We start from the raw sequence: 24,825 nt of genomic DNA, 5'->3' as shown, positions 1-24,825 counted from the left end.
ACCGGAGGGGACGGTCACAGCTCGCGCCCGCTCTCTGTCGAGGGAGCCGGGTGAGCGACTGCGCGATCGCGCGGTGTGACGGTGAAGCGGCGGCAGCGATCGGCCCGCGCGGCCCGCGCCGGCGCGGAGATCACGAGGTCGGCCGCGCAGGCCGGCGGCTCCTGGGAGTGACCGCCGATCACCCTGCGTCGATATCGCCCCGCTTCGTCACGTCGCCCGGAGCAGGGACGCCGCATGTGTGAGGAGATCCTCGTAGATCTCCGGGCGGTCCTTGTCGATCACCGGGTAGCCGGCCCCGAAATCGCCGCCCAGCCAGTGGGCCTCGATTCCGGGGTTGGCGCTGTTCGTGCCGTCGTGCAGGAAGATGTGCGGGCTGCAGGTGACGCGGTCGTCGCGGGCCGTGTCGTACTGGGCCATCACGGCCGCGCGGGACGACCCGGTGTCCAGGGCCGCGGCCAGATCGCCGACGTCGACCGCGCCCGTCCGCCCGGCGATGTCGAGGATGACGTGGCGCAGCGAGATGCACCGGCCCTCGGCCCAGAAGGCGCGGCGCAGGGCGCGGTCGAGGCGTTCGCTCGCCTCCCAGCTCTGCGCCTTGGCCGCCTGCACCGCCTCGTGGGCGGGGAGCATGGTGACCGGGTACGCCCAGTCGGGGCCCTGCCACAGGCGCCAGCCGGCGTCCGGTTCCACCGCGCCGAGCACCGAGATCTCGGAGTCGACGCCGGGCCGGGCGTTGACCTCACGGTTGAACAGCTCCAGCGGGAAGGCCCGGAAGTCGAACCGGATGCGTCCCACGAGGCCCAGCCGGTGCCGCGTCTCGTGCAGCCGGTGCACCGCGACATGGGCGAACGAGCAGTTCAGGTCGGTGAAGACGGCGATCGTGCTCGGGGTCGCGGGCAGCCGCGGATCGTCACTCACGAGGTCTCCTCGGGCCGGGTCCGCTGGTCGAAGCGGGCGATGGTGACCTCGCCGGAGACGACACCGCCCCGCCACCGGTAGACCTGCCCGAAGGAGTCCTCCCCCGTCGGCACACTCCGGCTGACGGTGACGGCGATCCGGTCGCCGCGCCGTACCGCGACCGGCTCGGCGACCGGCAGGTAGGCGTGCTTCCAGCTGTCGGAGGTCGTACGGGCCCCCGGGTCGTCCGCGCCGATGTCGTCGCCGGAGATGTCCAGGGCGACGGTGTCCGACAGGTCGGCGACGAAGTAGCCCTGGAAGCCGGTGAACACGCCGTCGCGCTGGACGGTGTGGACGAGCGGCACGCTGTACTCGGCCGGGTGCCCGGCGCCGTTCCGGAAGTCGTAGCGACGCAGCAGCCGGGGTGCGGCGAGCCGGGCGGCGGCCGGGACGACCGTGTCGTAGTAGAGGTCGAACGGGTTGCGCGCGCCCCGGCGGCGCAGCAGTTCGGCGAAGCCCGCGCGGCTGTCGGCGTCCTGGGGCGCGCCGTCGCGCAGCTGGGCATGGGCCCGCTCGGCGGCCACGGGGACGAGATAGCTCTCGACCGCGCGCGGCAGCATGGCCCCGCCGGGGCGCAGGAAGCGCCGGCGGGCGTCGTCGAGGATGGCGACGCAGTTCTCGTTGTCGGCGAGGTTGCCCATGATCTCGGAGACGACGAGGTCGACGGGTTCGGGCAGCTCCAGGTCGAAGGAGATGCCGGGCAGCGGGTGGAAACGGTCGCCGAAGCCGGCGGCGGCGAGCCGGTCGGCCGCGGTGGCGAGGATCTTCTCGTTGAGGTCGATGCCGTAGACCCGGGCGGCGCCGGCCTGAAGCGCCCAGCGGGCCAGGATGCCGGTGCCGGTGCCGAGGTCGAGCACGGTCGCGCCGGGTCGTACCGCCTCGGCGATCGCGGTGCGGTACGCGGTCATGCGCAGCCGGTCGCCGAGCATCAGGTCGTGGAAGCCGTCGTCCCAGTCGAGGAGCCGCTCGGAGGCCGGCAGCCACACCTGCTCGGGACGGTAGTCCTGGCCGAGGACACCGGCCCGGTGGACGGTGAGGGACGTCTCGGCGGGGCCGGTCACCGGACAGCCGGTGGCCAGGTCGAAGCTGCTGCGGTGCAGGGGGCAGGTGATGCGCAGGGTGCGTGGGTTGACGTAGCCGTGGACCAGGCGGCCCAGCCGGTGCGGGCACGCCGCGTCGATCTCGAACTCGCGGCCCGCGACCTTGACCAGGACGCGGTCGCCGGGGAGTTCTTCGAGCACCGCGTCGCTCATACCGCCTCCCGGGCCCGGTTCACGGCCGCCTCGAAGGCGCCGCCGATCAGCTCGGACAGCAGCTGGGCGCCGATCCACAGCCGGGTGGGATCGATGCCGCCGGCCGCTTCGCACTCCTTGATGGCCAGCTGCATCTCCCGCATGTGGAAGGTGTCGATGTGCAGATGCTCGGTGTAGTAGCGGCCGTTCGCGATGCCGAGGCGTTCGCAGGCGCGGGCCTGGACTCTGAAGGCGTCGGGGATGCTGGCCTCCAGGTAGGCGAGGGCGCCGAGGAAGTAGGCGATGTCCTCGGCGCGCTGGGTGAGCCAGTAGAAGACGTTGAGGAACTGGTAGGTCCCCTCTCCGGTGGTGTCGAGGAAGCTCTCCAGGTCCTGGGGCAGGCCGAGTTCGGCGAGCAGGTCGAGATAGAGCTGGGAGTGGGCCTGGCGCTGGTTGCCGCAGCCGAACTCGTCGATGAGGACGCGCATCACGGCCATCTGGGCGCGCAGCGGCAGCCGGGGTATCGCGGGGAAGAAGTTCTGTGCCTCGGTGAGTCCGTCGAGCGCGAACTCCCGGACGACGTGGGTGAATTCCTCGCGGGTGGCCTTCTCGGCGAGATAGCTGCCGGCCGGGCTGCCCGCGCGCTCGTGCGTGAGCAGTTCGTCCAGGCACGTGAGCCACTCGGCGCGGGCGGCGAGGGGTTCGGTGCGCTCGGTGAGGCGGGCCAGCAGCGGGCCGATCCAGTCCGCTTCGAGCTCCTCGATGCGCGCGACCGTCCCGGCGGTGGGCCGGGCGCGGTTGAGCAGGAACAGCCGCTTGTGCGGGCTGTCGGTGGGGTGTGCGGTGACATTCACCGCGGGACCTCCTTGTCCATGGGCTCCGGGACCTCCCGGGCGGTTTCCAGGACTCCGCGTCGGTGCAGTTCGGTCTTGAGGGTCAGGTACCAGTCGTCGCGGTCGAGCCCGTAGCGGGCGCACGCCTCGGTCAGCCGGACGGCGTCCGCGGCGCTCGGCTCACCGAGCAGGGCCCGGCACAGCCCGGGTTCGACGTTGCCAAGGGCGACGACGCAGCCGTCGAGCGGCCCGCACTCCAGGAGCAGGTGTTCCAGCCCCTGGAGTACGGGCACGCCGGGGTGGGCCGCGATCAGTTCCCGGGTGGCGCGGGGGTCGCCCGCCGAGTCCTTGACCGCGGCGATGCCGGGCAGTGCGCAGATCCGCAGCAGGGTGTCCCGGTCGAGTGCGTTTCCCGAGACCCAGGACTCGTGGTAGACGATCACGGGCAGGGCGGTGGCCCGGGTGAGGTCCGTGAAGTGGCGGACCATGTCCTCCTGGCGCACACCGGGCCCGTACGGCGTGGTCGCCACGACCGCGGCGGCGCCGAGTTCCTCGGCGGTACGGGCGCGGGCGGCGACCTCGGCCGTGGTGGGCCGCAGGATGCCCGCGAACACCGGCAGCCCGTCGGCGTACCGGACGGTCGCCGCGACCATCGTCCGCCACTGGCGGTCCGTCAGCCGGGTGCCCTCACCGGTGCTGAGCGCCGGTAGCAGGGCATCGGCGTGCGGCCGCAGCGTCGCGACCAGCCGGGCCACCCCGTCCTCGGACACATCCCCCGTGTCCGTGACGGGGGTGACCAGTGCGACGACCAGTCCCCCGATCACCGTGCGGTCTCCTTTCGCCGTCTCACAGGGCATCGGCCGGGATGCGCAGCACCAGTGACTGGCGGTAGAGCGCTTCGAGCGGTTCCGGGAAGTCGGGTTCAGGCCCGTCGACCGGGGCGGGCGCCCGTACCGGAAGCCCCGTGTGGTGCGGCAGCCGGGGGCTCGCGCTGTGCAGCAGTCCCTTGCGGTTGCCGACCATGCCGAGCAGCAGCCGTTCGTGCGCCGGCAGCCGGTCCGGGATGCCGTCGCCGTCCAGGGCCCGCCGCAGGTCGGCCGCGTCGTAGCCGAGGCGACGGATGTCCATGACGGTGTGCAGGTTGTCCATGAACGGGTAGTAGGCGTCCTGGAGTTCACGGCCGTAGCCCCAGATGACGTCGTCGCAGCGGCCGACCTGCTCCAGGCTCATCGCCAGCGTCCGGTCCAGGCGGGTGACGAAGAACGTCTTGCAGGCGATCCGCAGGGTTTCGTCGGCACTGTTCATGCCGAGGAACAGCGCGGCGTCGCCGTACTCGTCAGCCGGCATGGCGGTCGAGCACCTCGCGCATCCGCACCATCGCGTCGGCGAACGTGCGCGGTTCACGGGCCAGGGCGAAGCGCAGATAGGACTCGCCCTTGTCGGGCTGGCTCCAGAAGAAGTAGCGGCCGGGCAGCACATAGACCTCGCGGGCGCCCAGGACGCGCTGCAGCTCGCTGGCGGTCAGCTCGGGGTGGTTGATGCGGGCCCAGGCGACGCTGACGTCGGCGACCGGGTTCTGGAGTTCGAGGACGGTGCCGTCGAGGGCCTTGCCGATCGCGTCCCGGTTGACGCCGAGCACCTCGCGCACCGAGGCGAGCTGGTCGGCGTGGGAGTCCTCGACGTACTGCGTGAGCATGTTGAGGACGAACGGCGAGACGTTGAGCAGGACGCTGGTGTGCAGGTTGTAGACGTCCTCGTGGATGTCGTCGCTGGGCGTGATCATGGCCGCCTTGGCGTCCTGCACCGGCCAGGTCTTGCCGGTGTCCTCGATGGCCAGGTAGGACACGCCGGAGCTCTCCAGCAGTTCGTAGACGTCGAACCGCTCCAGCTCGGAGCCGAACAGGGTGAAGGAGGCGAAGCAGAAGTCGAAGATCAGCAGCTTGTTGTGGTCCTTGCAGAACCGGACGACCTCCTCGAAGCCCCGGCGCCCGTACTGCAGCAGCGTGAAGCCCGTAGGGTTGTTGGGGTCGACCAGGAACAGCGCGTCGGTGCGCACCCGGCGTTTGAGCTCGGCGTATATCCGGTCGGGGTCGTGCAGCGCGGCCTCGTCGATCGGGTAGAGCGGCACACCCATGTTGTCGAGGACGTCGTAGAGGTTGTCGAAGCAGGGCTCGACGAGCGTCACCGACATCCGCTGCTGCTTGAGGTACATGCCGGCGACCATGGTGGAGATGGACGCGGCGTAGGAGAGCATCGTCTTCCTGCGGGCCGGCGCGGTCCGCTGGCCGTGGAGGCGGAAGAACGACTCGATGAACCGCTGTTCGTAGGTGGCCTGCAGCCCGTTCTCCGCCTCGTACCACAGCTCGGGCAGCCGGGCGACGATGTCCTGCTGGCTGGCGGACTGGCGCTGGTGGGTGTGGGCGTCGGCCAGGTTGAAGCGGGTGCGCAGGGCCTGGATCTCGTGCTGGGTCAGATCGGTGAACTGCCGGTTGTCGGAACCGACCAGGGTGCTGTGCGAGTTCACGCTTCCTCCGGGTCATGTGCGGGAACAACCTTGTGGAGACAGACGTGCCGAACCGCTTCGGACCGGACCTCCGAGTCCGGGTGGCGTTGTCCTCACCGGCCGCGGACATACGTGCCCGTGCCGCGGCGGCAGCGGTGGTGGTGCGAGAGGGTGGCGACTGCCGGGTACGACGCGCCCGGCGGCTCGGGCGGCGGCCTCTCAGCGGGTGAAAGGTGCCGGCCTCCCGGCCGAGAAGCCCGGATCGACCTGCGCGGAATCTCTGATCCCTGCCATGTGTCCCCCGTCCGTCCCCCGTCTGCGGACTCCGGTCCGCATCCGTACGATTACACAGCCGTTCTCGAACGGACAAGTGAAACAGGCCAGTTGTGGATTTCTCTTTCCCTGCCCGTCACTGACGCGTCCGGCGACCGGAGCCGACTGTACGTTCAGCGCTCCGAAACCTGTCAAGTTCCCAGTTCAGAGCGGCAGTTGGGGTTCCGAGGGCATGCCTGAGAGCGGGCCCGGCACGGCGCCGAACCCGCATGGTGAAGGGCGGCCCGGGTCAGATGCCGGGCCGCCGCAGAGCATGACAACCAGCCATGTGGAGGGCGGGATCGATCACCCTCCGGGCGGCCGGTGGCTCAGACCTCCCGCACCGCCTCGATCTCCAGCGAGAGCTCGATCTCCTTGGAGACGAGGATGCCGCCGGTCTCCAGGGCCATGTTCCAGGTCAGCCCCCAGTCCTCGCGGTTGATCTTCCCGCTGGCGGAGAACACCGTCCGGTCGCCGCCCCACGGGTCACGGGCGTAGCCCAGGTAGTCGACGTCGAGCGAGACCGGGTGGGTCACTCCCTTGATCGTCAGAATGCCGTCGAGCCTGCCGCTCTTGCCGTTCCAGGTCACCGAGGTGGACTCGAAGACGGCCTGCGGGTGCTTCTCCGCGTCGAAGAAGTCACCCGACCGCAGATGGTCGTCGCGCGTCCGGTCCCCGCTCTCGACGCTGGCCATGTCGATCACCGCGGTCACCCTGCTGTCCTCGGGCCGCTCGCCGATGCGGACGGTGGCGTCCACACCGGTGAACCGGCCGCGCACCTTGGTCAGCATGAAGTGGCGTCCCATGAAGCCGACTTCGGCGTGCCCCGGGTCGACCTTCCAGGTGCCGGCCGCCGGGAGTTCCGCACCGTCGACCAGCCGGGTCGGTGTCGTTGCGCTTTCGGTCATCGGTCGTACCCTCTTCCCTCTTCCGACTTCCTCGTCACTGGCCGGCCCGGTGTCAGGCGGACTCGGTCGGCAGCCCGGCGCCGATCCAGTCCTCCTTGCCGTCCTTGTACGTGTAGACCCGCTCGTAGCCGAGCTCGATCAGCCGCTTGGCGGCGATCCCCGAGTTCGGGCAGGTGGTGCCCGTGCAGTAGACGATCACCTCGGCCCGCTTGTCGGGCAGCAGCTCCGGCGCGAGGGTGTCCACCTCGTCGAGCGGCAGATTGCGGGCGCCCGGCAGGTGGGCCTCCTTGTAGTACGACTCCGGCAGGGCCTCCAGGACCGTCACCGCGCCGGCGTCGATCTTCTGCTTGACCTCGTCACGGGTCAGGTTCTGCGCCATGTGGCACCTCCGATGAAGACTCGCGCTCCGTGCACCCACGCGGCCGGACCCCGGCCCCGATTTCCGTGCGTGCGCACACACCATAACCAGTGTGTGCGCACGCACGCAACGGCAGGTAGAATCGTGCGATGGCCGACCGGGACTACGGACTAGAGGCATGGCGGGCGATGCTGCTCGCCCACAACGCCGCCCTGCGCGCGATCGAGAGCGACGTCCAGCGCGACGGCCGCGTCCCCCTCACGTGGTACGACGTACTGCTCGAACTCAAGGCGGCCGGCGAGGAGGGCCTGCGCATGCAGGAAGTGGCCAACCGCGTCGTCCTCAGCCGCACCCGGGTCAGCCGCCTGGTCGACGACATGGTGCGCGCCGGGCTGGTGCGCAAGATGCCCGATCCGCACGACCGCCGGGTGTCCTGGGCGGCCATCACCGACGAGGGCGCCGGCGCCCTGCGCGCCACCGCGCCGGTGTACCTGCGCAGCATCCGCCGCCACTTCTCGGCACACCTGACCGACGACGACGCCCAGGTCGTCGCCAAGGCGCTGCACAAGGTCGCACAGCGGGACGACGGCGTGGAGTGCGGCTGACCCGGCCGCCCGGCGCACACCCGCGCCCACTGGGAATCTTTGCCGGTACCAGGGCCGATCGGTACCTGTTCATGGCCGCCGGCAGGTGCACACTGGACAGCGGGACGAGTGCCTGACTGCGGGGTGGTGCAAGATGCAGAGCCGCTTCCGGAGCGATCGGCGGTTGACCGCGCGTATGGGGGTCACGCTGTTCCTGCTCGGGTTGTTGTACGTGGGGTTCGTCGCCGCGTTGATCGTGCTGCTGAAGTCCTGGGTACTGGTCGTGGTGGTCGCGGCGGGGATGCTCGTCGCGCAGTACTGGTTCTCCGACCGGGTCGCGCTCTACGCGATGCACGGCCGGGTCGTGGAGCGGGAGGAGTACCCCGATCTGCACGGGGTGATCGACCGGCTGTGCGCCCAGGCGGACATGCCCAAGCCGGTGGTCGCCGTGTCGAGCATGGATCTGCCGAACGCGTTCGCGACCGGACGGAACCCGGACCATGCCGTCGTCTGTGTGACGACGGGTCTGCTGCGCCGGCTGGAGCCCGCCGAGCTGGAGGGCGTGCTGGCGCACGAGCTGTCGCACGTGGCGCACAAGGACGTCGCCGTGATCACGGTCGCGTCCTTCCTGGGCGTACTGGCGGGCCTGATCGTCCGGTTCGCCTTCTACTCGTCGCTGTTCCGCGGCCGCAAGGACCAGAACACCATCGCCGTCTTCGGGATCGTGATGGGCATCTCGATGGCCGTGTACGCGATCAGCTTCCTGCTGATCCGGGCCCTGTCCCGGTACCGCGAGCTGGCGGCGGACCGGGCGGCCGCCCATCTCACCGGACGCCCCTCGGCGCTGGCCTCCGCGCTCACCAAGGTCTCCGGCGACATCGCCCGCATCCCGACCGAGGACCTGCGCACGGCCCAGGCCTTCAACGCCTTCTTCTTCACCCCGGCGCTGGGCGCGGAGCCCGGTCTGGCGGGGCTCTTCTCGACCCACCCCAGCCTGGAGCAGCGGCTGGAGCAACTGGGGCGGATCTCCGCCGAACTGGGTGAGGCGGCGACGCCGGGGAAGGCGGGCTGAGCATGGGGCTGCTGGACATCCTGCTGGGGCGTACGAAGCCCGTCGCACCCGACCTCGACCAGCTGTTCGCGCTGCCCTCGGCGGCCATCACGCTGGAGGTCGCGGCCGGGTTCACCCCCACCGGAGGCGGCGCGGTGTGCTTCGCCACGGTGGAGGGCGCGGCCTTCGAGCAGACCCACCGGGAGGTCCAGGCGCTGCTCGACGCGGACGCCGAGCGCGCCGGGCCCCCGGTGGAACTGCGCCAGGACGACTACGGCTACTCCTGGCTGGTCTCGCAGCGCACGCCCGACCAGCTCCCGCAGCTGGTCAACGATCTGCACGCGGTGAACAGTTCGATGGAGGTCAACGGCTTCGGACCGCAGCTGCTGTGCTCGCTGGCCGGGTTCCGGGACGACTCCGGCCGCAGCCTGGCCCTCGTCTATCTGTACAAGCGGGGCACGTTCTACCCCTTCGCGCCGCGGCCCGGCGGGGCACAGCGGCGCGACAACGCACTGGAACTCCAAATAAAGGCGGCCCTCGCGAGCGACCTGCGGATCGAGCAGGACCTGAGCCGCTGGTTCCCGGTGTGGGGAGCCCCCGGTCTGTGACCGAGGGCTCCCGCGGGGCTCACCCGCTCTTCTCGCGCTCCTGACGCCGGGCCTCGTGGGGGCGCTCACGACGGTAGCGGCGCTCCCACTTGGCCTGGCGGTCACGGCGCTCGCGGTACGCCTGGTAGCTGGCGGGCGCACCCGCCGAGTCCCCTCCGGCGGTCGGGGTCGTGCCCCGCCCGTACTGCACGTACAGGTAGAGCGCGGCGACGGCGGCGAGCCACCACATGTGGTTTCCGAATCCCAGGATCACCAGGACGGCGGTCCCGGACAGGACGATGGTGCCCATGACGGTCCTCCGTTGGCGTCGAAGTGTGGTCGGTGTGCATCCAGCGTAGGGAAGCGGTCACTCGCGGTGCATCTCGATTTCCGTGAGTGAATGGGCGCCATGAGCGAACCGGTCTCCTTCACCCACACCCACGACGGTGAACGCCTCAGCGGTCTGTACGGCGGTGATCCCGGGCGGGCCGGCAGGGCCACCGTCGCCTTGCTGCACGGCGCCGGCCGGGGTAGCAAGGAGCGACTGCGGCCGCTGCTCACGGAGTTCGCCGCCCGCGACTGCCGCGGGCTCGCCTTCGACTTCTCCGGGCACGGCGAAAGCACCGGCGCACTACGGGAGTTGAGCCTGCGGCGGCGGTTCGAGCAGGCCGTGTCGGTGCTCGACACGCGGGTGCCCGCGGGCGAGCCGCTGGTCCTGGTCGGGTTCAGCATGAGCGGGCAGACGGTGGCGGACCTCGCCCGCCACTACGGCGATCGGGTCGCGGCGCTGGGCCTGTGCGCCCCCGCGGTCTATGCGCCGGAGGCGTGGGACGTGCCGTTCGGCGAGGGCGACGGACGGTTCAGCGCGATCATCCGGACCCCGGACAGCTGGCACCGCTCACCCGCGCTCGACGTGCTGCAGTCGTACGAGGGGCGCGCCGTGCTCGTGGTGCCGGGCACGGACACGGTCATCCCACCGGCGGTGACGGAGGCGGTACAGGAGTCACTGTCCACCCGGGCCCGGTTCACCCGCCTGGAACTCCCCGACGCCACCCACCAGTTGGGCCTCTGGTTCAGAGACAGCCCGGACGACTGCCGGGAGTTCGCGGACGCGCTGCTGAGGGACCTCGACGAGGGCGGCTGGGCGACAAGCGCTGCGAGCTCCGCTCCCTGCTGATGTCCCGGCTGCCGGGCACGGTCCGGGTCGGCGACGTCCGCACTCCGGGCGGTGCCCTGTGGGACCGGGCGGTGGACGTGCTCCGCAGTCACCCGCCGTCGTACGAGGCTCCTTCCTGCACCGGGACTTCCACCCCGGGAACATGCTGTTCACCGGCGCGGGCGCCGAGCTGCACGTCACCGGGGTGGTCGACCGGGTGGCGACCTCGTGGGGCCCCGCCGACCTGGACGTGGCCCACTGTTCGGCCGCGCTCGCGCTGCTGCACGGCCCCGAGCACGGCCGGCACGGGCGGCTGCTGGACGCCCTGGCCCGCTCCCCCGCCGCGGCAAAGCTCGCCGGGCCACGGCGCGAGCTGGGCCGTACCGGTCCGACACCGGCGGTGCTGGGCGGACGGCTGGAGGCCGTATGCGGTCGGTCTGCTGGAGCGCCACGTCCGACCCGGCCGTTCTCAGACCCCCGGTGCCGCCTGTACCACGCCGGCCGCGATGGCGGCGCCGAGGGCCGCGTGGTCGGTGACGGTCTGGTCGGCGTAGCTCTGCGCGAAGTCGGCGACGGCACGGTCGAAGACGTCGGTGGTGCCCAGGTAGCCGGCGATGGCGATACGGTCGCCGGAGCGGGCGTGGGCGCGGGCCAGGGCGGTGCCGCACAGCCCGGCGTACTCGACGAACCCGGCCGGGGTGATCCCGGCGACGTCGGCCGAGCCCTTCATGTCGCGCAGCTGACGCCAGTAGTAGGCGCGGCCCTGGGGCCCGGTCATCCAGCCCAGGAAGATGTCGCCGGCGGCCTGGAGCAGCCGCTGCCCCGCCACCACTCGGTGCCCCGGATGGACGTACGGCCCACTGGGCAGATGGTCCTCCAGTACGGACTTGGTGGCCTCCTTGATCTGCAGGAACAGGGGGTCGTCGCCGTTCCGTCCGAGGAGGAGCACGATGAAGCAGCGGGTGCCGACGCTGCCGACGCCGACGACCTTGCGGGCGGCGTCGACGAAGCGGTAGCGGTCGAGGAGGACGCGGCGTTCCTCGGCGAGGGTGGAGCGGTAGTCGCTGAAGATCTTGCGCAGGGAGGCCATGTCGGGGGCGCCTGCCGGCTCGAGGAGCGGCGGGACCTGGATGATCCGCGGCTGCCCGCCGACCGTCTCCGTCAGCTTGCCGAGGGCCTGCAGGCTGGTGCGGCGGCGGGCGCGGGTGAGCGTGGACTCGACGCGGCTGCGGCGGCGGGCGGAGCGGGCGATCGCCGGCACGCTCTCGGCCTCGATGCGCTCGTACCAGACCGCGAGTTCGCCGAGCGCGGCGAGCCGCCGCATGGACCCGCGGTAGGCGGCCGCGGCGGCCAGGACCGCCCCGCGGACCTTCGGCTCGGGGAACCCGTTCTCCCGGCCGGCCACCGCCACACTCGCCGCGAGCCGCTTGACGTCCCACTCGAAGGGCCCGGGGAAGGTCTCGTCGAAGTCGTTCAGGTCGAACAGCAGCACCCGCTCCGGGGAGGCGTACACACCGAAGTTGAGCAGATGGGCGTCGCCGCACAGCTGCACGCCGAGCCCGGTGTTCGGCTGCGAGGCGAGATCGGCGGCCATGACGGCGGCCGCGCCGCGCAGGAAGGCGAACGGCGAGGTCGCCATCCGCCCGTACCGGACCGGCAGCAGTTCCGGCAACCGGTCCCGCCCCTGCCGCTGCAGTACGGCGACCGGGTCGGGCCGGTCGACAGGCGGGAGCCAGAGGGCGTGGGAGGAGCGGAGGACGCGCTTGCGGGCGGCCTTGCCGCGTTGGGCGCGTTCGGTGGGGGTGGTCATCCGAGCACGGCCTCCCTCTGGTCCCGGCACCTCCTGCACCTTCCGGTCTCTGATTCGAAGTGAAGGCCGTGTGCGGGGGTGCCCGCATGTCCGGCAGGCAGAACGGGTGACGGGGACCGGCTGTCAGTGGCGTCGGCGAAGATGCATACAGGACGTGCTGGGTGCGGTGGACGGACTCGACGGGCGGAGGTCGGCATGGGCGGCGTGGGCGGCGGGGTACGGCGGCACATCGGGGCGGCGGAGCGCAGGGCCCGGCTCGCCCTGCGCCACCGGCTGACCGGTGCGGCACGGGCGGCGGCCCCCGAAGAGGTCGCCGCCTCGCTGGTGGCGCTGCACGGCTCTGACCCGGCGACGGTGTATCTGGCGGTGGGCGCGCGGCTGGCCGACCCGGTGAAGACGCTGCCGGAGACGGAGCGGGCACTGTACGAGGACCGCACGCTGGTGCGGATGCACGGCATGCGCCACACGGTGTTCGTGTTCCCCACGGACCTCACGGCGGTGGTCCACGCGTCGACGGGCCTGACCGTGGCCGCCCGCGAGCGTGCCTCGCTCCTCAAGGACATGGCGAAGGCCGGCGCACCGGACGCGGCCTGGCTGGCGGAGGTCGAGGAGTCGACGCTGGCCGCGCTGGCCCGGCGCGGGCAGGCGACGGCCACGGAACTGGCGACCGACGAACCGCGCCTGCGGGAGCAGTTCGTGTACGCGGCGGGGAAGAGCTACGAGGGCGTCCACACGGTCTCCACCCGGCTCCTGCGCGTACTGGGCGTGGAGGGCAAGGTGGTCCGGGGCCGCCCGCTCGGCTCGTGGACCTCCAGCCAGTTCCGCTGGGCGGTGGCCCCCGCACACCCCGAACTGGATGCCGCCGGGGCCCAGGCCGGACTGCTGCGCCGCTGGCTGGCCGCGTGCGGTCCGGCGACGGAGGCCGACCTGAAGTGGTGGACGGGGTGGCGGGTGACGGAGGTCCGCCGGGCGCTGTCCGCGATCGGGGCGGAGGCGGTCTCACTGGACGAGGGCGACACCGGGTATGTCACGGAGGGCGACGCGGGACCGGTGACGGAACCCGTCGAACCCTGGGCGGCGCTGCTCCCGGCGCTCGACCCGACGGCGATGGGCTGGCAGCAGCGGGACTGGTACCTCGCACCGGAGCTGCGTCCGAGTCTCTTCGACTACAGCGGAAACGTGGGGCCGACCGTGTGGTGGAACGGACGGGTGGTCGGGGGGTGGGCCCAGCGGCCCGACGGCGAGGTCGTCTGGCGGATCCTGGACGCCGAGGGCGTGGGCCGGGAGGGAGAGACGGCGATCGCGGCGCAGGCGGAACATCTGCGCACCGTGCTGAACGGCTCCAGGGTGACCCCACGCTTCCGGACACCGCTGGAGCGGGAGCTGTCGGCCTAGTCGGCCTGCGGGACGGTCCCGTCGGCGCCGGGCACCCGAAAACTCAGGGGCACCCGGCGCCACGGCTCACCGCGAATACCGCATGAACGCCCGCACCATGTGGCACGTCGTGTCCGACGGCGGGTGAATGCCGATCAGTTCCGCCGTGCTGCGGATCGTCTCGTTGCGGGCCTGGTTGGGGACGTAGACGCCCGAGTCGAGCAGGGCTATGGCGAGGCGCATCGCCTTGAGGCGGCGGTTGTGCATGACGTACCACTCGCGCGGACGGCCCGCCGGCAGCGGGCTCTTCTGCGTCGGCGCGTAGGGCGAGTCGAGCAGGACGGAACGCTTCGCGGTGGACTGGGTGGGCAGCGGCTTCGACTTCAGTGCGGCAGCGGGCACAGGCATCCTCCGGTCGCGGTCAGGATGCCGTCCGGAAACCCCGGCGACATCCTCGAACACTGCTTCCAGTCTACCGGCCCCCACTGACAATCGGCGAGGTCGCAGTCACGCCCAAACGCCCTGGTGGGAAAGGTGATTTCGGGTGCTGCACAGGGTGCCGCAGAGGCATCTGCGAGGTGCCGAGAAAATCGAACAGCAACCTTGCTCCTCCAGGGGTTCGCGTACCGTGGGCCGCATGGAAATCTGGATCAATCCCGCCTGCTCCAAGTGCCGCAGCGCCCTCAGCCTGCTCGATGCCGAGGGGGCCGAGTACACCGTCCGCCGCTATCTGGAGGACGTACCGAGCGAGGACGAGATCAAGGGCGTACTCGACCGCCTCGGCCTCGAACCCTGGGACATCACCCGCACCCAGGAGGCGGCCGCCAAGGAACTGGGCCTCAAGGAGTGGCCGCGGGACGAGACCTCGCGCGACCGCTGGATCAAGGCGCTCGCCGAGCACCCGAAGCTCATCCAGCGGCCGATCATCACGGCGGACGACGGCACGGCGGTCGTCGGGCGCACGGACGAGGCCGTACAGGACGCCCTCTCCCGGAACAAGAGCTGAGAAAATCTCAACTCCCATGTGACGCAGGTTACTTCAGCGTTTCCCTGTGACCGTTGAGTAACCCCGTTCGGGATCTCGTACATAGCGGCGTACGCTCCCCTACCTCTTCAGGAGGCGCGCATGTCGCGCAGGCGAACTCTCAGCACGAAGAAGAAGGTCGCGCTGCTTGTCAGCGCCGCGGCGGTGGCGGGCGGCGGGGCCTTCGCCATGGCGGCCACGTCGAACGCGGCGCAGAGCCCGCAGAACGCCAAACCCCTGGCCGCCGCCGACTCGAACGTATGCCAGGGGCTGGCCACCGCCCTCGGCAACAACCAGAAGTTCATCGACGGCCAGAAGGCGAACCCGGACGCGCAGTCGGCGGCCCGGATCGCCAACCGCGAGGCGGTCATCGAGCAGATCAAGGTCCAGCAGAAGGCTGCCGGATGCGTCGTTGGGGAGTCGGCTCAGGGCTCTCAGGCGGCGGGCGGTCAGCAGGCCGGACAGCAGAACGGTCAGCAGACGGCACCGCCCGCGCAGACCGCCCCCGCCGGAAACGCGGGGAACGCCGGGAATGCAGGGAACGCGGGAAACAACGCGGGTGGCGCTGCCGCGGGCTCGGGCCAGCAGGTCTGCAACGGCTCCACCGTGACGCTCTCCGGCGAGGGCGGTGCCCCGGCGGCCTCCAGCAACCAGTTCCCGGCGGGGACCACCCTGAAGGTCACCAACCTGGACAACAACAAGTCCACGACGGTGAAGGTCACCTCCGTCTCCGGTAGCTGTGTCCTGCTGAACAACGCGGCCTTCGAGCAGGTCCGCGAGCCCGGCAAGTTCCTGATCCGCCGCGCGGTCATCGAGAAGGTGGGGTGACGCCCGGGCGTCCAGTAACGCGGTGAGGCGGGGCCGGTCCGGCGCGCGCGACTCGGCCTCCCCACCGTGCGGGTCACAACCGTGCGAGTCACAGGTCCTGCCGCTCCGGGCCAGGAGCGGCAGGACCGGCACGTTCAGGGGCCCGCGGCGCGTCCCGCGCCGGGTGCGGACCGGTCACCGGCTTTGACGGAGGGGAAGCCGGCGGCCGTCCGGCCGCGCGCCCGCATACCCCGGGCACCGGGACCTCTCAACGTGAGACGCGACACAGGACCACCAGGTAACACGGGGTTCACATTCGAGCAATGATCGGGAAATCGCCTGTTGACAGGCTCCGGGTATCGACAGCGGCGCCCCAGTGCCGCAGCGCCGCAGCACCCGCAAGTGCGCCTGACCCACCCCCGAAGGATGTGGCCCCGTGACCTTCAAGGCTGAGTACATCTGGATCGACGGCACCGAGCCGACGGCCAAGCTGCGTTCGAAGACGAAGATTCTCGCGGACGACGCCAAGGGTGCCGAGCTTCCGATCTGGGGCTTCGACGGGTCCTCCACCAACCAGGCCGAGGGCCACGCCTCGGACCGGGTGCTGAAGCCGGTCTTCTCCTGCCCGGACCCGATCCGCGGCGGCGACGACATCCTCGTCATGTGCGAGGTCCTCGACATCGACATGACCCCGCACTCCTCCAACACGCGTGCCGCGCTGGCCGAGGTGGCCGAGCGCTTCGCCGCGCAGGAGCCGATCTTCGGCATCGAGCAGGAGTACACCTTCTTCGACGGCGCCCGCCCGCTGGGCTTCCCCGAGGGCGGCTTCCCGGCCCCCCAGGGCGGCTACTACTGCGGTGTCGGCGCCGACGAGATCTTCGGCCGTGACATCGTCGAGGCCCACCTGGACAACTGCCTGAAGGCGGGCCTGGGCATCTCCGGCATCAACGCCGAGGTCATGCCCGGCCAGTGGGAGTTCCAGGTCGGCCCGCTGGCCCCGCTGGTGGTCGCCGACCAGCTGTGGGTGGCCCGCTGGCTGCTCTACCGCACCGCCGAGGACTTCGGCGTCTCCGCCACCCTCGACCCCAAGCCGGTCAAGGGCGACTGGAACGGCGCCGGCGCGCACACGAACTTCTCCACCAAGGCGATGCGCGAGGGCTACGACGCGATCATCACCGCGTGCGAGTCGCTCGGCGAGGGCTCCAAGCCGCTCGACCACGTCAAGAACTACGGCGCCGGCATCGACGACCGGCTGACCGGTCTGCACGAGACCGCCCCGTGGAACGAGTACTCCTACGGCGTCTCGAACCGCGGCGCCTCGGTCCGTATCCCGTGGCAGGTCGAGGTGGACGGCAAGGGCTACATCGAGGACCGCCGTCCGAACGCCAACGTCGACCCGTACGTGGTGACGCGGCTGCTCGTCGACACCTGCTGCTCCGCGCTGGAGAAGGCCGGCCAGGTCTGATCCCCCGCAGTCGCTCCAAGGGGGCGCCCACCGTTCGCGGTGGGCGCCCCCTCGCGTTGTCGGTGGGGCGTGTCATGGTGGAGGCATGGAGATCGACGAGGTCCTGGCCGTCAAGGTCGAGGCGGAGAACGGGCAGACGCACGCCCACATTTCCGCGCCCGGTCTGCGGGAGCTGGTGCAGCGGATCGGGCGCGCCGGAGACCGGTTCCTCGTGATCCAGCGGATACCGGACATCCCGCATGTCTTCGCTCAGGTCTGGCACGAGAAGCGCGGGGACTACCGGCTGGAGCACCGCCTCGGTGAGGACCGGTTCTTCGGCACGAACCTCAAGGACCGGGACCGGGTGGCGGAGTTGCTGACCGGCTGGGCGCGGCAGCGCGACGGCTGGGACGCGGGCGTGGACTGGGAGCCGGTGGACCTCGGACCGCGCGAGGAGGTGCCGGAACTCCCGGACGACGTGCGCGAGAAGGTCGAGGAGCGCGTACGACTGCGGCTGCGCTGCGGGTACGACACCCGCAAGACGCTGGCCGAGATCGCCGAGGACTGTCCGGTCGACGGGGACGAGCGGCCGGTGTCGGGAGCGCAGGCCCGGCAGTTGGTGGACCGGCTGTGGCTGGAGCGGCTGGGGGAACAGGCGGCCTGGGAGGGGGTCACCGACCCGGAGCGAGTGGCACTTGCCTTCGGGGCGCTGGAGGAGACCGGCATCACGGCCCGCGCGCACTTCACGTGCTGCCGGGGCTGCGGCCTGTCGGAGATAGGGGCCGAACGAAAGGGCGCGCGCGGCTTCGTCTTCTTCCACCAGCAGGTCACGGAAGGCGCCGCCGAGGGGTACGGACTGAGCCTGTACTACGGCGGGTTCGACGGCTCGGCCGAGACCACGACGGCCGTCGGTCACGAGGTCGTGGCCGCCCTCACCGGCGCGGGGTTGTCCACCGAGTGGGACGGCAGCCCGGACAGCGCGATCAATGTCACACCACTGACCTGGCACAAACGTCTGGTGGGCTGAGACGAGGGCTCCTGCCGGAGGCGGGTGTCTGCTTCAATGGGGGCATGGCCAGCTTCCGGAAGTGCAGCGCGACGGGTCGCCATGACCTCGAGCCCTTCTGGCCCTCCCGTCAGCACCACGACTACGACCGGGTGTGTTGCCGCGCGATGAACGCGCCGGCCCTCTAAAGCCGTACACCCCGGTCTTCGGCCGGCGCGAGACGACGTACGTCCCTCGACGAACTCCTCGCGCGAAAGAGCTGACCTCTCATGGCGACCACTCGTTCTCTCTCCTCCGCCTCCACCCTGACCTCCCCCGCCCGTCAGCGGCTGCGTGCCGTGGACCAGGACGAGGTGGCCCGGATCACGGACCTCCTGCCGCCGGGCGCCACCTGGCTGCCCGCGCCGCAGCACACCCTGCCCGCTCTGCCCGGCCGCCCGGCGATGGTCGGCTATCTGGTGCTGGTCCCGGCGGACGAGCAGCCGCCGTTCCCGCCGGTCGCGGTGCCGGACCGGCCCGACACGGCGTCCGACGGCACCGACCCGCTCGTGCGTATCGACACCGTGCAGCGCACCGCCCAGGTCGACGGGCGCGAACTCGACCTCACCTACCTGGAGTTCGAGCTGCTCGCGCATCTGGTGGCGCACCCGGGCCGGGTGCACACGCGCGACCAGCTGGTCAGCACCGTATGGGGCTACGGCCACATCGGCGACGGGCGCACGGTCGACGTCCACATCGCCCGGCTGCGCCGCAAGCTCGGCGCCGAGCACCGCAAGGCGATCCAGACGATCCGGCGCGTCGGCTACAAGTACACACCGCCGACCGGGCGCTGACCTCCTCCGCCCTGACCTCCTCTGCTCTCGGCAGAGCGCGGTTCCGTCCCGCGGCCCGGCCGGGCACGATCTCGGGCATGAGACTTCTTGTGCTGGGTGGTACGGAGTTCGTGGGGCGGGCCGTCGTCGAGTCGGCCCTCGGGCGGGGCTGGGAGGTGACCGTCTTCCACCGGGGACGGCACTCTCCTTCGGCGGGGGTGCGGGCGCTGCACGGCGACCGCACCGCCCCCGACGGACTGGCTGCCCTCGCCGGGAACGAGGAGTGTGACGCCGTCGTCGACACCTGGTCGGCCGCGCCCCGCGCCGTGCGGGAGACGGCGCGGCTGCTGCGGGGCCGCGCCGGGCGGTATGTGTATGTGTCGAGCTGTTCGGTGTACGACTGGCCCGCGCCGGCCGGTGCCACCGAGGAAGCGCCCGTGGTCGAGGACGCGTCGGCCGACGCGGAGCAGACCGAGTACCCGAGGGACAAGCGGGGCGGTGAACTGGCCGCCGTCGAGGCCTTCGGCGCGGACCGCTCGGTGCTGGTGCGGGCGGGGCTGATCCTCGGCCCGTACGAGAACGTGGGCCGGCTGCCCTGGTGGCTGACCCGGATCGCCCGCGGCGGCCCCGTCCTGGCGCCCGGACCGCGGGACCTGCGCCTGCAGTACGTCGACGTCCGCGACCTCGCCCAGTGGGTTCTCGGGGCGGTGGAACGGCGGTTGAGCGGGCCGTACAACCTGGTGAGCCCGCAGGGGCACGCCACCATGGGGGAACTTCTCGACGCCTGCGTACAGGTCACCGGCTCGGACGCCGAACTGGTGTGGACCGCCCCGGACGTCGTCCTCGGCGCGGGCATCGAGCCGTGGACGCAGCTGCCGGTGTGGGTGCCGCCCGGCAGCGACATGTACGACGCCCTGCACTCCGCGGACGTCTCGCGGGCCGGGGCGGCGGGGCTGGAGTGCCGCCCGGTCGCCGAGACCGTCGCCGACACCTGGACCTGGCTGCGGGACATCGGCGGCGTCGCGCCCCAGCGGCCGGACCGGACGCGCAAGGGGCTGGATCCGGAGGTGGAGGCGAAGGTGCTCGCGGAAGTCCGGGGTGCAGAGGTCCGGGGTGCAGAGGTCCGGGGTGTATCTGACACCACCTCCTGACCGGGTTCCGGGCCCAGTGACCCGCGCCCGGGGGTCGGCCAGACTGACGCCATGAACACCGACACGAAGAGCGGCGGCGCCGGCGGGCGCACCCGGGAAGTGGTGCTGGCCGCCGTACGGGGACTCGTGCTGGCCCTGGCGATGCTGCCCGTCGCCGTGCTCGTCTTCACGCTGGCCGTCGTCTCCATCGCGACGATCCCGATCGGCATCGGCATCGTCACGACCCCCTATGTCCTGGGCGGGGTGCGGGACTTCGCGGACGTACGGCGGCGGCTCGCGGCCGAGTGGTGCGGGGTGCGGATCCCGTCGGCGTACCTCCCGATACCCCCGGACGCCAACCTCTGGGCGCGTTGCTTCGGGATGCTCCGCGACCCGCAGATCCGGCGGGATCTGCGGTGGCTGCTGGTGGACATGACGGCGGGCTACCTCACGGCGCTGCTTCCGGCCGTCCTGCTCCTCTACCCCTTCGAGGGGTTCGCGGTGGCGGCCGGGCTGTGGCGGGTGCTCGCCGACGGCCAGACCTACTGGTACGGCTTCGTGCCGGTCACCGGCCAGCCGACCGCGCTCGGCGCGGGCGCCACCGCCGCGGTCCTCCTGGTCGCCGCCTACCGGCTCGCCCCGCGCCTGCTCGTCGTCCACTTCCGGCTCACCCGGGCCGTCCTCGGCGCCGATCAGGGCGAACTCGCCGAGCGCGTACGGGTGTTGACCGAGACCCGGCGTGACGCGGTGGACACCTCGGCCGCCGAACTGCGCCGTATCGAGCGGGATCTGCACGACGGGGCGCAGGCCCGGCTGGTCGCCATGGGCATGGATCTCGGCACCATCGAGATGCTCCTGGACAAAGACCCGGCCAAGGCGAAGCAACTCCTGGCCCAGGCCAGGCAGTCCTCCGCCGACGCGCTCAGCGAGCTGCGCGACCTGGTCCGCGGCATCCATCCGCCGGTGCTCGCCGAACGCGGACTGGGCGACGCCGTACGGGCGTTGGCGCTGCGGTTGCCGCTGCCCACCGAGGTGACCGTCGAGCTGCCCGGCCGCGCGGACGCGCCGGTGGAGTCGGCGGCGTACTTCGCGGTCAGCGAGGTGCTCACCAACGCGGTCAAGCACTCCGGCGCCGACCGGATCTGGGTCGACCTCCACCACAGCGACGGCATGCTGCGGATCGCGGTCACCGACAACGGCAAGGGCGGCGCCGAGGCGCAAGCCGGTTCCGGACTCTCCGGAGTCGAGCGCCGACTGGGTACATTCGACGGCGTCCTGGCCGTCAGCAGCCCCGCGGGCGGTCCCACCATGGTGACCATGGAGATTCCGTGCGCGTTGTCCTAGCCGAAGACCTGTTCCTGCTCCGGGACGGGCTCGTCCGGCTGCTGGAGGCCTACGACTTCGAGATCGCGGCGGCCGTGGAGTCCGGACCCGAGCTCACCCGCGCGCTGGCCGAGCTGGAGCCGGACGTGGCCGTGGTCGACGTACGGCTGCCGCCCACCCACACCGACGAGGGCCTGCAGTGCGCCCTCAAGGCCCGGCGGGACCGGCCCGGACTTCCGGTGCTGGTCCTCTCGCAGCACGTGGAGCAGCTGTATGCGCGCGAGCTGCTGGCCGACGGCAGCGGTGGGGTGGGGTATCTGCTGAAGGACCGGGTGTTCGACGCGGAGCAGTTCGTGGACGCCGTACGACGGGTGGCGGCGGGCGGTACGGCCATGGATCCGCAGGTGATCCAGCAGCTGCTGTCCCGGCGGTCCGCCGACGACCATCCGCTCGGCAAACTCACCCCCAGGGAGCGGGAGGTCCTCGAGCTGATGGCGCAGGGCCGGTCGAACGCGGCGATCGCCGCGCAACTCGTCGTCACGGAACGGGCGATCGCCAAACACACCTCCAACATCTTCACCAAACTGGGACTGGAGGTGTCGGACGACGACAATCGGCGCGTCCTGGCGGTCCTGGCCCATCTGGACCGGGACCGCTGACCTTCCGCGAGTTCTCCACTAATTTTTCGTAACTCCTGCTGTTCAAGGGGCTGTTGAGGCACGATCGACGGCCAGTCCTCTGATGAATTTGTGAGGCGGCTGAACACGCCCGGGACGCCGTCCGTATGGATGGAAGCAGCTTCACTCCTGTCGGGCGCCTCAACGCTGCCCCGCCAAGGAAGTCAGAGGAGTTCCATGGGACGCAACACACGCAAACGCCGTACGCCGCTGGCCACCAAGGCCATTGCCGCATCGGCGGCCCTAGCGCTCGGTGGGGGCGGGCTGATCTGGGCGAACTTTTACGCATCCGCGCACGAATCCAACTACTCGGCGCAGAACCAGACCAAGGCCGCAGCCGCGCAGGTGGCGACGATCTCCTGCCCGGACGTCGGCCAGAAGCTGACGAACGTACCGAACGCGGCCCGCAACGGTGTCGCCGCGGAGCTGGCGAACCTCGACAAGCAGATCACCGAGGCCTACGCCCGGCTCGCTTCCACGCGTCAGGCGCAGACGAACGACGCGAGCTTCGTGCAGAACGCGATCGTCAACCCGCTGAAGTCGAAGCGGGCCGCCACGATCGACCGGATCAGGATCGACATCCAGCGGGTGGGCGGCCAGTTCAACAACGCGCTCTCCCAGCTCGCCGCCTGTACGACGCAGACCGCCAACCAGACCAACGCCGGCGGCCAGGCCAACACCGGCCAGCAGCAGAACGGCGGCCAGGCGCAGACCGGCGGGCAGGCCCAGACCGGTGGCCAGGCGAACAACGGTGGCCAGCAGCAGAACGGCGGGCAGGCGCAGAACGTCGGCGGACAGGCCGGCAACGGCCCGGTGGCGGCGGACTTCGTGGACATCACGAAGGTCGCGGCGAACGTCCAGGGCAAGCCGCAGAACGGCGGCAACGCCTCGACCGGTACGTTCACCACCCGGTGCGGTGTGAACGCGAACAAGAACCACAACACCGACAACGTGATCGTGGCGCCCGGCGTGGCCAACGGCGCGCACCACCTGCACGACTACGTCGGCAACCAGAAGGTCAACGCGTTCTCCAGCAACAACACCTTCCTGCAGGCCGGCACCAGCTGCCAGAACCAGAACGACCTGTCGTCGTACTACTGGCCCGTGGTCCGCGTCCAGGACGGCACGCAGGACTTCGACCAGAACGCGGACGGCGGCGGCAAGGAAGGCAACGTCGGCAAGATCCTGACGCCGGTCCAGGCGCAGATCAAGTACGTCGGCAGCCCGGCCAGCAAGGTCGTCGCGATGCCCCAGTTCCTGCGCATCATCACCGGTGACGCCAAGACCACCACCAACGGTCTGGCCAACGCCAACGCGCACTGGAGCTGCACCGGCTTCGAGAACAAGGTCCAGCTGACGGGGCAGTACCCGATCTGCCCGCAGGGCAGCAAGGTGGTCCGCACGTTCGCCTTCCAGAGCTGCTGGGACGGCCAGAACATCGACAGCGCCAACCACCGCACGCACGTGGCCTTCGCCGACCCGGCCAGCGGCGTCTGCGGCAACGGCTTCAAGGCGATCCCGCAGCTGACGATGCGCCTGGTGTACAACATCACCCCGCCGACGATCCAGAACGGCCAGGTGAAGAACGCCTACGCGGTCGACGGCTTCCCGGAGCAGCTCCACAAGCCGGCCACCGACCACGACGACTTCATCAGCGTCACGAAGAACAACCTGGCGAACAAGATCGCCAACTGCATCAACAACGGTCAGCGGTGCGCATGATCCCCTGAGGTGGGCCACCTCGGTGGCCCACCGAAGAAGGCCGGTGGCGGGTCCCTCCCGCCACCGGCCTTCGCCGTTGTCCGCGCCCGGCGCGCGGGCCGTCAGCCGCTGTGCGAACCGTGGGAGCCGTGGTCGGTGCCGATCTCCACCTCGCCGCCGAGCGTGCCGCGCAGCGCCTTGACCACCCCGTCGTCGCCGACGGCCACCCACTTGCGGCCCACGAGGTAGTAACCGCCGTAGTCCTTGGCGTCGTTGATCCACTCGCGCTGGCCGCGGTCGGTGGCGAAGGTGGCGAGGATGAACTTGCCGTCGGTGTTCTTGCAGATGGCCTGGCGGATCTCATCGGCGTCCGTCTGCATGTTCGGCTTGCACTTCACCTCGGCCGCCAGGCTCTCCAGGCTGCCGGTGGCCGTCGTCGGCACGGCGTCCGCCGCGCTCCTGCCGCCGCCGGAGCCGCACCCCGCCAGCAGCAGCGCGGCCGCGGCGCCCGTCACGGCGAGCATCGGTCGGGTCAACCTCATCTGTTCCTCCGGTCCTGATGGGCGTAAGCATGCCGCAGAGAGCCCTCGCGAGGAGCCTCGCCCCTCGATACGGGCGCCGGGGGCGATGCGCTCAAATCGAGTGCCGCCGTGGGCACACTCGTGCGAGGGTGTGCCGGTGAACCGAGACTGGGAAGACCGCGTGACCACCGCCTGGGCCACCTTCGACGACTACGCGGAGGAGACTGCATCCGGCAGCAGCTCCGCTGCGGGCGCCGACTTCCGGGCCGTGATCGACGCGCTCGTCGCCGAACTGCCCGAGGACAGCCCGCTGGGCCCGTTCGAGCGGGCCTGCGCCTGGGACTCGACCGGTCACTCGGACAAGGCGGCACCGCTGTACCGCGAGGCGCTCGCCCGCGGGCTGAACGGCTACAAGGGCCGCCGGGCCAGGATCCAGCTGTCCAGCTCGCTCAGGAACATCGGGCGGGCGGAGGAGGGCGTCGAGCTGCTCACGCCCGAACTGGACGCCCCGTCGGACGAGTTGGACGACGCGGTACGCGCCTGTCTCGCCCTGTGCCTGTCCAGCCTCGGCCGCGACCGCGAGGGGCTGTCCCTGGTCCTCGGCGCCCTCGCTCCCCATCTGCCGCGCTACCGGCGGTCGATGGCCAACTACGCGCGGGCGCTGGTCGAGCCGGAGGACTGAGCAACCCGGTGCAGGTGACCAACCAACGGCTCA

At 71.0% G+C, this 24,825-nt stretch carries 27 protein-coding genes and 1 pseudogene; 16 read left to right on the top strand and 12 right to left on the bottom strand.

Features of this window, described 5'->3' with window-relative positions:
• Positions 1-207: 207 nt before the first annotated feature.
• From ACFY1J_RS07800 to ACFY1J_RS07765, 8 genes are all read right to left on the bottom strand, one after another.
• Entirely contained in the window at positions 208-918 is a 711-nt protein-coding gene (locus tag ACFY1J_RS07800) for a DsbA family protein (protein WP_390709256.1), read from the bottom strand.
• Positions 915-2,210, bottom strand: a complete 1,296-nt coding sequence (locus ACFY1J_RS07795; protein WP_390709257.1) for a methyltransferase domain-containing protein — start codon at positions 2,208-2,210, stop codon at positions 915-917. Before ACFY1J_RS07795 ends, ACFY1J_RS07800 begins: the two co-directional genes overlap by 4 nt.
• Positions 2,207-3,043 carry an iron-containing redox enzyme family protein gene (locus ACFY1J_RS07790; RefSeq protein ID WP_390730878.1) on the bottom strand — a complete coding sequence of 279 codons (837 nt, stop codon included), beginning with the start codon at positions 3,041-3,043 and terminating at the stop codon, positions 2,207-2,209. The genes ACFY1J_RS07795 and ACFY1J_RS07790 overlap by 4 nt, the downstream gene beginning before the upstream one ends.
• Complete coding sequence (locus ACFY1J_RS07785; protein WP_390709259.1) at positions 3,040-3,846, bottom strand: dihydrodipicolinate synthase family protein; 807 nt, start codon at positions 3,844-3,846, stop codon at positions 3,040-3,042. Before ACFY1J_RS07785 ends, ACFY1J_RS07790 begins: the two co-directional genes overlap by 4 nt.
• Positions 3,847-3,868: 22 nt before the next feature.
• A complete protein-coding gene (locus tag ACFY1J_RS07780; protein ID WP_390730877.1) occupies positions 3,869-4,369 on the bottom strand; it encodes a DUF6190 family protein in 501 nt (166 codons plus the stop codon).
• Positions 4,359-5,546, bottom strand: a complete 1,188-nt coding sequence (locus tag ACFY1J_RS07775) for an aminotransferase class I/II-fold pyridoxal phosphate-dependent enzyme (RefSeq protein ID WP_390709261.1) — start codon at positions 5,544-5,546, stop codon at positions 4,359-4,361. Before ACFY1J_RS07775 ends, ACFY1J_RS07780 begins: the two co-directional genes overlap by 11 nt.
• A gap of 620 nt (positions 5,547-6,166) precedes the next feature.
• Positions 6,167-6,745, bottom strand: a complete 579-nt coding sequence (locus tag ACFY1J_RS07770; protein ID WP_390730876.1) for a YceI family protein — start codon at positions 6,743-6,745, stop codon at positions 6,167-6,169.
• Positions 6,746-6,797: 52 nt separating this feature from the next.
• Positions 6,798-7,124 (bottom strand): rhodanese-like domain-containing protein, encoded by a 327-nt coding sequence (locus ACFY1J_RS07765; protein WP_390709263.1) that lies wholly within the window; start codon positions 7,122-7,124, stop codon positions 6,798-6,800.
• Positions 7,125-7,252: 128 nt separating this feature from the next.
• On the opposite strand from ACFY1J_RS07765, the gene ACFY1J_RS07760 reads away from it, so the two are divergent.
• From ACFY1J_RS07760 to ACFY1J_RS07750, 3 genes are all read left to right on the top strand, one after another.
• The gene (locus ACFY1J_RS07760; protein WP_390730875.1) at positions 7,253-7,708 is read left to right on the top strand and encodes a MarR family winged helix-turn-helix transcriptional regulator; all 456 of its coding nucleotides are present in this window, start codon (positions 7,253-7,255) and stop codon (positions 7,706-7,708) included.
• Between the two features lie 133 nt (positions 7,709-7,841).
• Entirely contained in the window at positions 7,842-8,759 is a 918-nt protein-coding gene (gene htpX, locus ACFY1J_RS07755) for a zinc metalloprotease HtpX (protein ID WP_390709265.1), read from the top strand.
• Positions 8,760-8,761: 2 nt separating this feature from the next.
• Complete coding sequence (locus tag ACFY1J_RS07750) at positions 8,762-9,346, top strand: hypothetical protein (protein ID WP_390730874.1); 585 nt, start codon at positions 8,762-8,764, stop codon at positions 9,344-9,346.
• A gap of 19 nt (positions 9,347-9,365) precedes the next feature.
• Here the strand turns inward: ACFY1J_RS07750 and ACFY1J_RS07745 are convergent, their stop codons facing one another.
• Positions 9,366-9,635 (bottom strand): hypothetical protein, encoded by a 270-nt coding sequence (locus ACFY1J_RS07745; protein ID WP_363298816.1) that lies wholly within the window; start codon positions 9,633-9,635, stop codon positions 9,366-9,368.
• A gap of 99 nt (positions 9,636-9,734) precedes the next feature.
• Here ACFY1J_RS07745 and ACFY1J_RS07740 point away from each other — a divergent pair, with 99 nt between their 5' ends.
• Positions 9,735-10,502: an alpha/beta hydrolase gene (locus ACFY1J_RS07740; protein WP_390730873.1), complete on the top strand. Its 768-nt coding sequence runs from the start codon at positions 9,735-9,737 to the stop codon at positions 10,500-10,502.
• 142 nt (positions 10,503-10,644) lie between these two features.
• Positions 10,645-10,689, top strand: a pseudogene (locus ACFY1J_RS07735) (hypothetical protein); the annotation flags it as partial.
• Positions 10,690-10,950: 261 nt separating this feature from the next.
• Here ACFY1J_RS07735 and ACFY1J_RS07730 read toward each other — a convergent pair.
• Entirely contained in the window at positions 10,951-12,291 is a 1,341-nt protein-coding gene (locus ACFY1J_RS07730) for a DUF2252 domain-containing protein (RefSeq protein WP_390730872.1), read from the bottom strand.
• A gap of 195 nt (positions 12,292-12,486) precedes the next feature.
• Here ACFY1J_RS07730 and ACFY1J_RS07725 point away from each other — a divergent pair, with 195 nt between their 5' ends.
• Entirely contained in the window at positions 12,487-13,686 is a 1,200-nt protein-coding gene (locus tag ACFY1J_RS07725; protein ID WP_390730871.1) for a winged helix DNA-binding domain-containing protein, read from the top strand.
• 66 nt (positions 13,687-13,752) lie between these two features.
• Here ACFY1J_RS07725 and ACFY1J_RS07720 read toward each other — a convergent pair whose 3' ends face one another.
• Positions 13,753-14,067, bottom strand: coding sequence for a hypothetical protein (locus ACFY1J_RS07720; protein ID WP_363298820.1), 315 nt, complete (start codon positions 14,065-14,067; stop codon positions 13,753-13,755).
• Between the two features lie 235 nt (positions 14,068-14,302).
• Here ACFY1J_RS07720 and ACFY1J_RS07715 point away from each other — a divergent pair, with 235 nt between their 5' ends.
• The 9 genes from ACFY1J_RS07715 to ACFY1J_RS07675 all read left to right on the top strand — a co-directional run bounded on the left by ACFY1J_RS07715 (position 14,303) and on the right by ACFY1J_RS07675 (position 23,610).
• The gene (locus ACFY1J_RS07715) at positions 14,303-14,671 is read left to right on the top strand and encodes an arsenate reductase family protein (protein ID WP_390709269.1); all 369 of its coding nucleotides are present in this window, start codon (positions 14,303-14,305) and stop codon (positions 14,669-14,671) included.
• Positions 14,672-14,791: 120 nt separating this feature from the next.
• The gene (locus ACFY1J_RS07710; RefSeq protein WP_390709270.1) at positions 14,792-15,517 is read left to right on the top strand and encodes a hypothetical protein; all 726 of its coding nucleotides are present in this window, start codon (positions 14,792-14,794) and stop codon (positions 15,515-15,517) included.
• Between the two features lie 415 nt (positions 15,518-15,932).
• Positions 15,933-16,961 (top strand): glutamine synthetase, encoded by a 1,029-nt coding sequence (glnII, locus tag ACFY1J_RS07705; protein WP_390709271.1) that lies wholly within the window; start codon positions 15,933-15,935, stop codon positions 16,959-16,961.
• 85 nt (positions 16,962-17,046) lie between these two features.
• Positions 17,047-17,967 carry a DUF6891 domain-containing protein gene (locus tag ACFY1J_RS07700; RefSeq protein ID WP_390730870.1) on the top strand — a complete coding sequence of 307 codons (921 nt, stop codon included), beginning with the start codon at positions 17,047-17,049 and terminating at the stop codon, positions 17,965-17,967.
• A 248-nt stretch (positions 17,968-18,215) separates the two neighbouring features.
• Positions 18,216-18,779 carry a winged helix-turn-helix domain-containing protein gene (locus ACFY1J_RS07695; RefSeq protein WP_390730869.1) on the top strand — a complete coding sequence of 188 codons (564 nt, stop codon included), beginning with the start codon at positions 18,216-18,218 and terminating at the stop codon, positions 18,777-18,779.
• Between the two features lie 77 nt (positions 18,780-18,856).
• Complete coding sequence (locus ACFY1J_RS07690) at positions 18,857-19,909, top strand: SDR family oxidoreductase (protein WP_390730868.1); 1,053 nt, start codon at positions 18,857-18,859, stop codon at positions 19,907-19,909.
• A gap of 51 nt (positions 19,910-19,960) precedes the next feature.
• A complete protein-coding gene (locus ACFY1J_RS07685; RefSeq protein WP_390709275.1) occupies positions 19,961-21,232 on the top strand; it encodes a sensor histidine kinase in 1,272 nt (423 codons plus the stop codon).
• Positions 21,217-21,870, top strand: a complete 654-nt coding sequence (locus tag ACFY1J_RS07680) for a LuxR C-terminal-related transcriptional regulator (RefSeq protein ID WP_390730867.1) — start codon at positions 21,217-21,219, stop codon at positions 21,868-21,870. The genes ACFY1J_RS07685 and ACFY1J_RS07680 overlap by 16 nt, the downstream gene beginning before the upstream one ends.
• Before the next feature lie 195 nt (positions 21,871-22,065).
• A complete protein-coding gene (locus ACFY1J_RS07675; RefSeq protein WP_390730866.1) occupies positions 22,066-23,610 on the top strand; it encodes a DUF1996 domain-containing protein in 1,545 nt (514 codons plus the stop codon).
• Positions 23,611-23,711: 101 nt separating this feature from the next.
• On the opposite strand, the gene ACFY1J_RS07670 is transcribed toward ACFY1J_RS07675, so the two are convergent.
• Entirely contained in the window at positions 23,712-24,131 is a 420-nt protein-coding gene (locus ACFY1J_RS07670) for a hypothetical protein (protein ID WP_390730865.1), read from the bottom strand.
• Between the two features lie 85 nt (positions 24,132-24,216).
• On the opposite strand from ACFY1J_RS07670, the gene ACFY1J_RS07665 reads away from it, so the two are divergent.
• On the top strand, positions 24,217-24,792 hold the full coding sequence (locus tag ACFY1J_RS07665) for a tetratricopeptide repeat protein (protein WP_390730864.1): 576 nt from the start codon (positions 24,217-24,219) through the stop codon (positions 24,790-24,792).
• Positions 24,793-24,825: the final 33 nt, after the last annotated feature.

The organism is Streptomyces sp. NPDC001406, from assembly GCF_042895285.1.
GTDB lineage: Bacteria > Actinomycetota > Actinomycetes > Streptomycetales > Streptomycetaceae > Streptomyces.
This window is presented reverse-complemented; position numbering and strand designations above follow the sequence as displayed.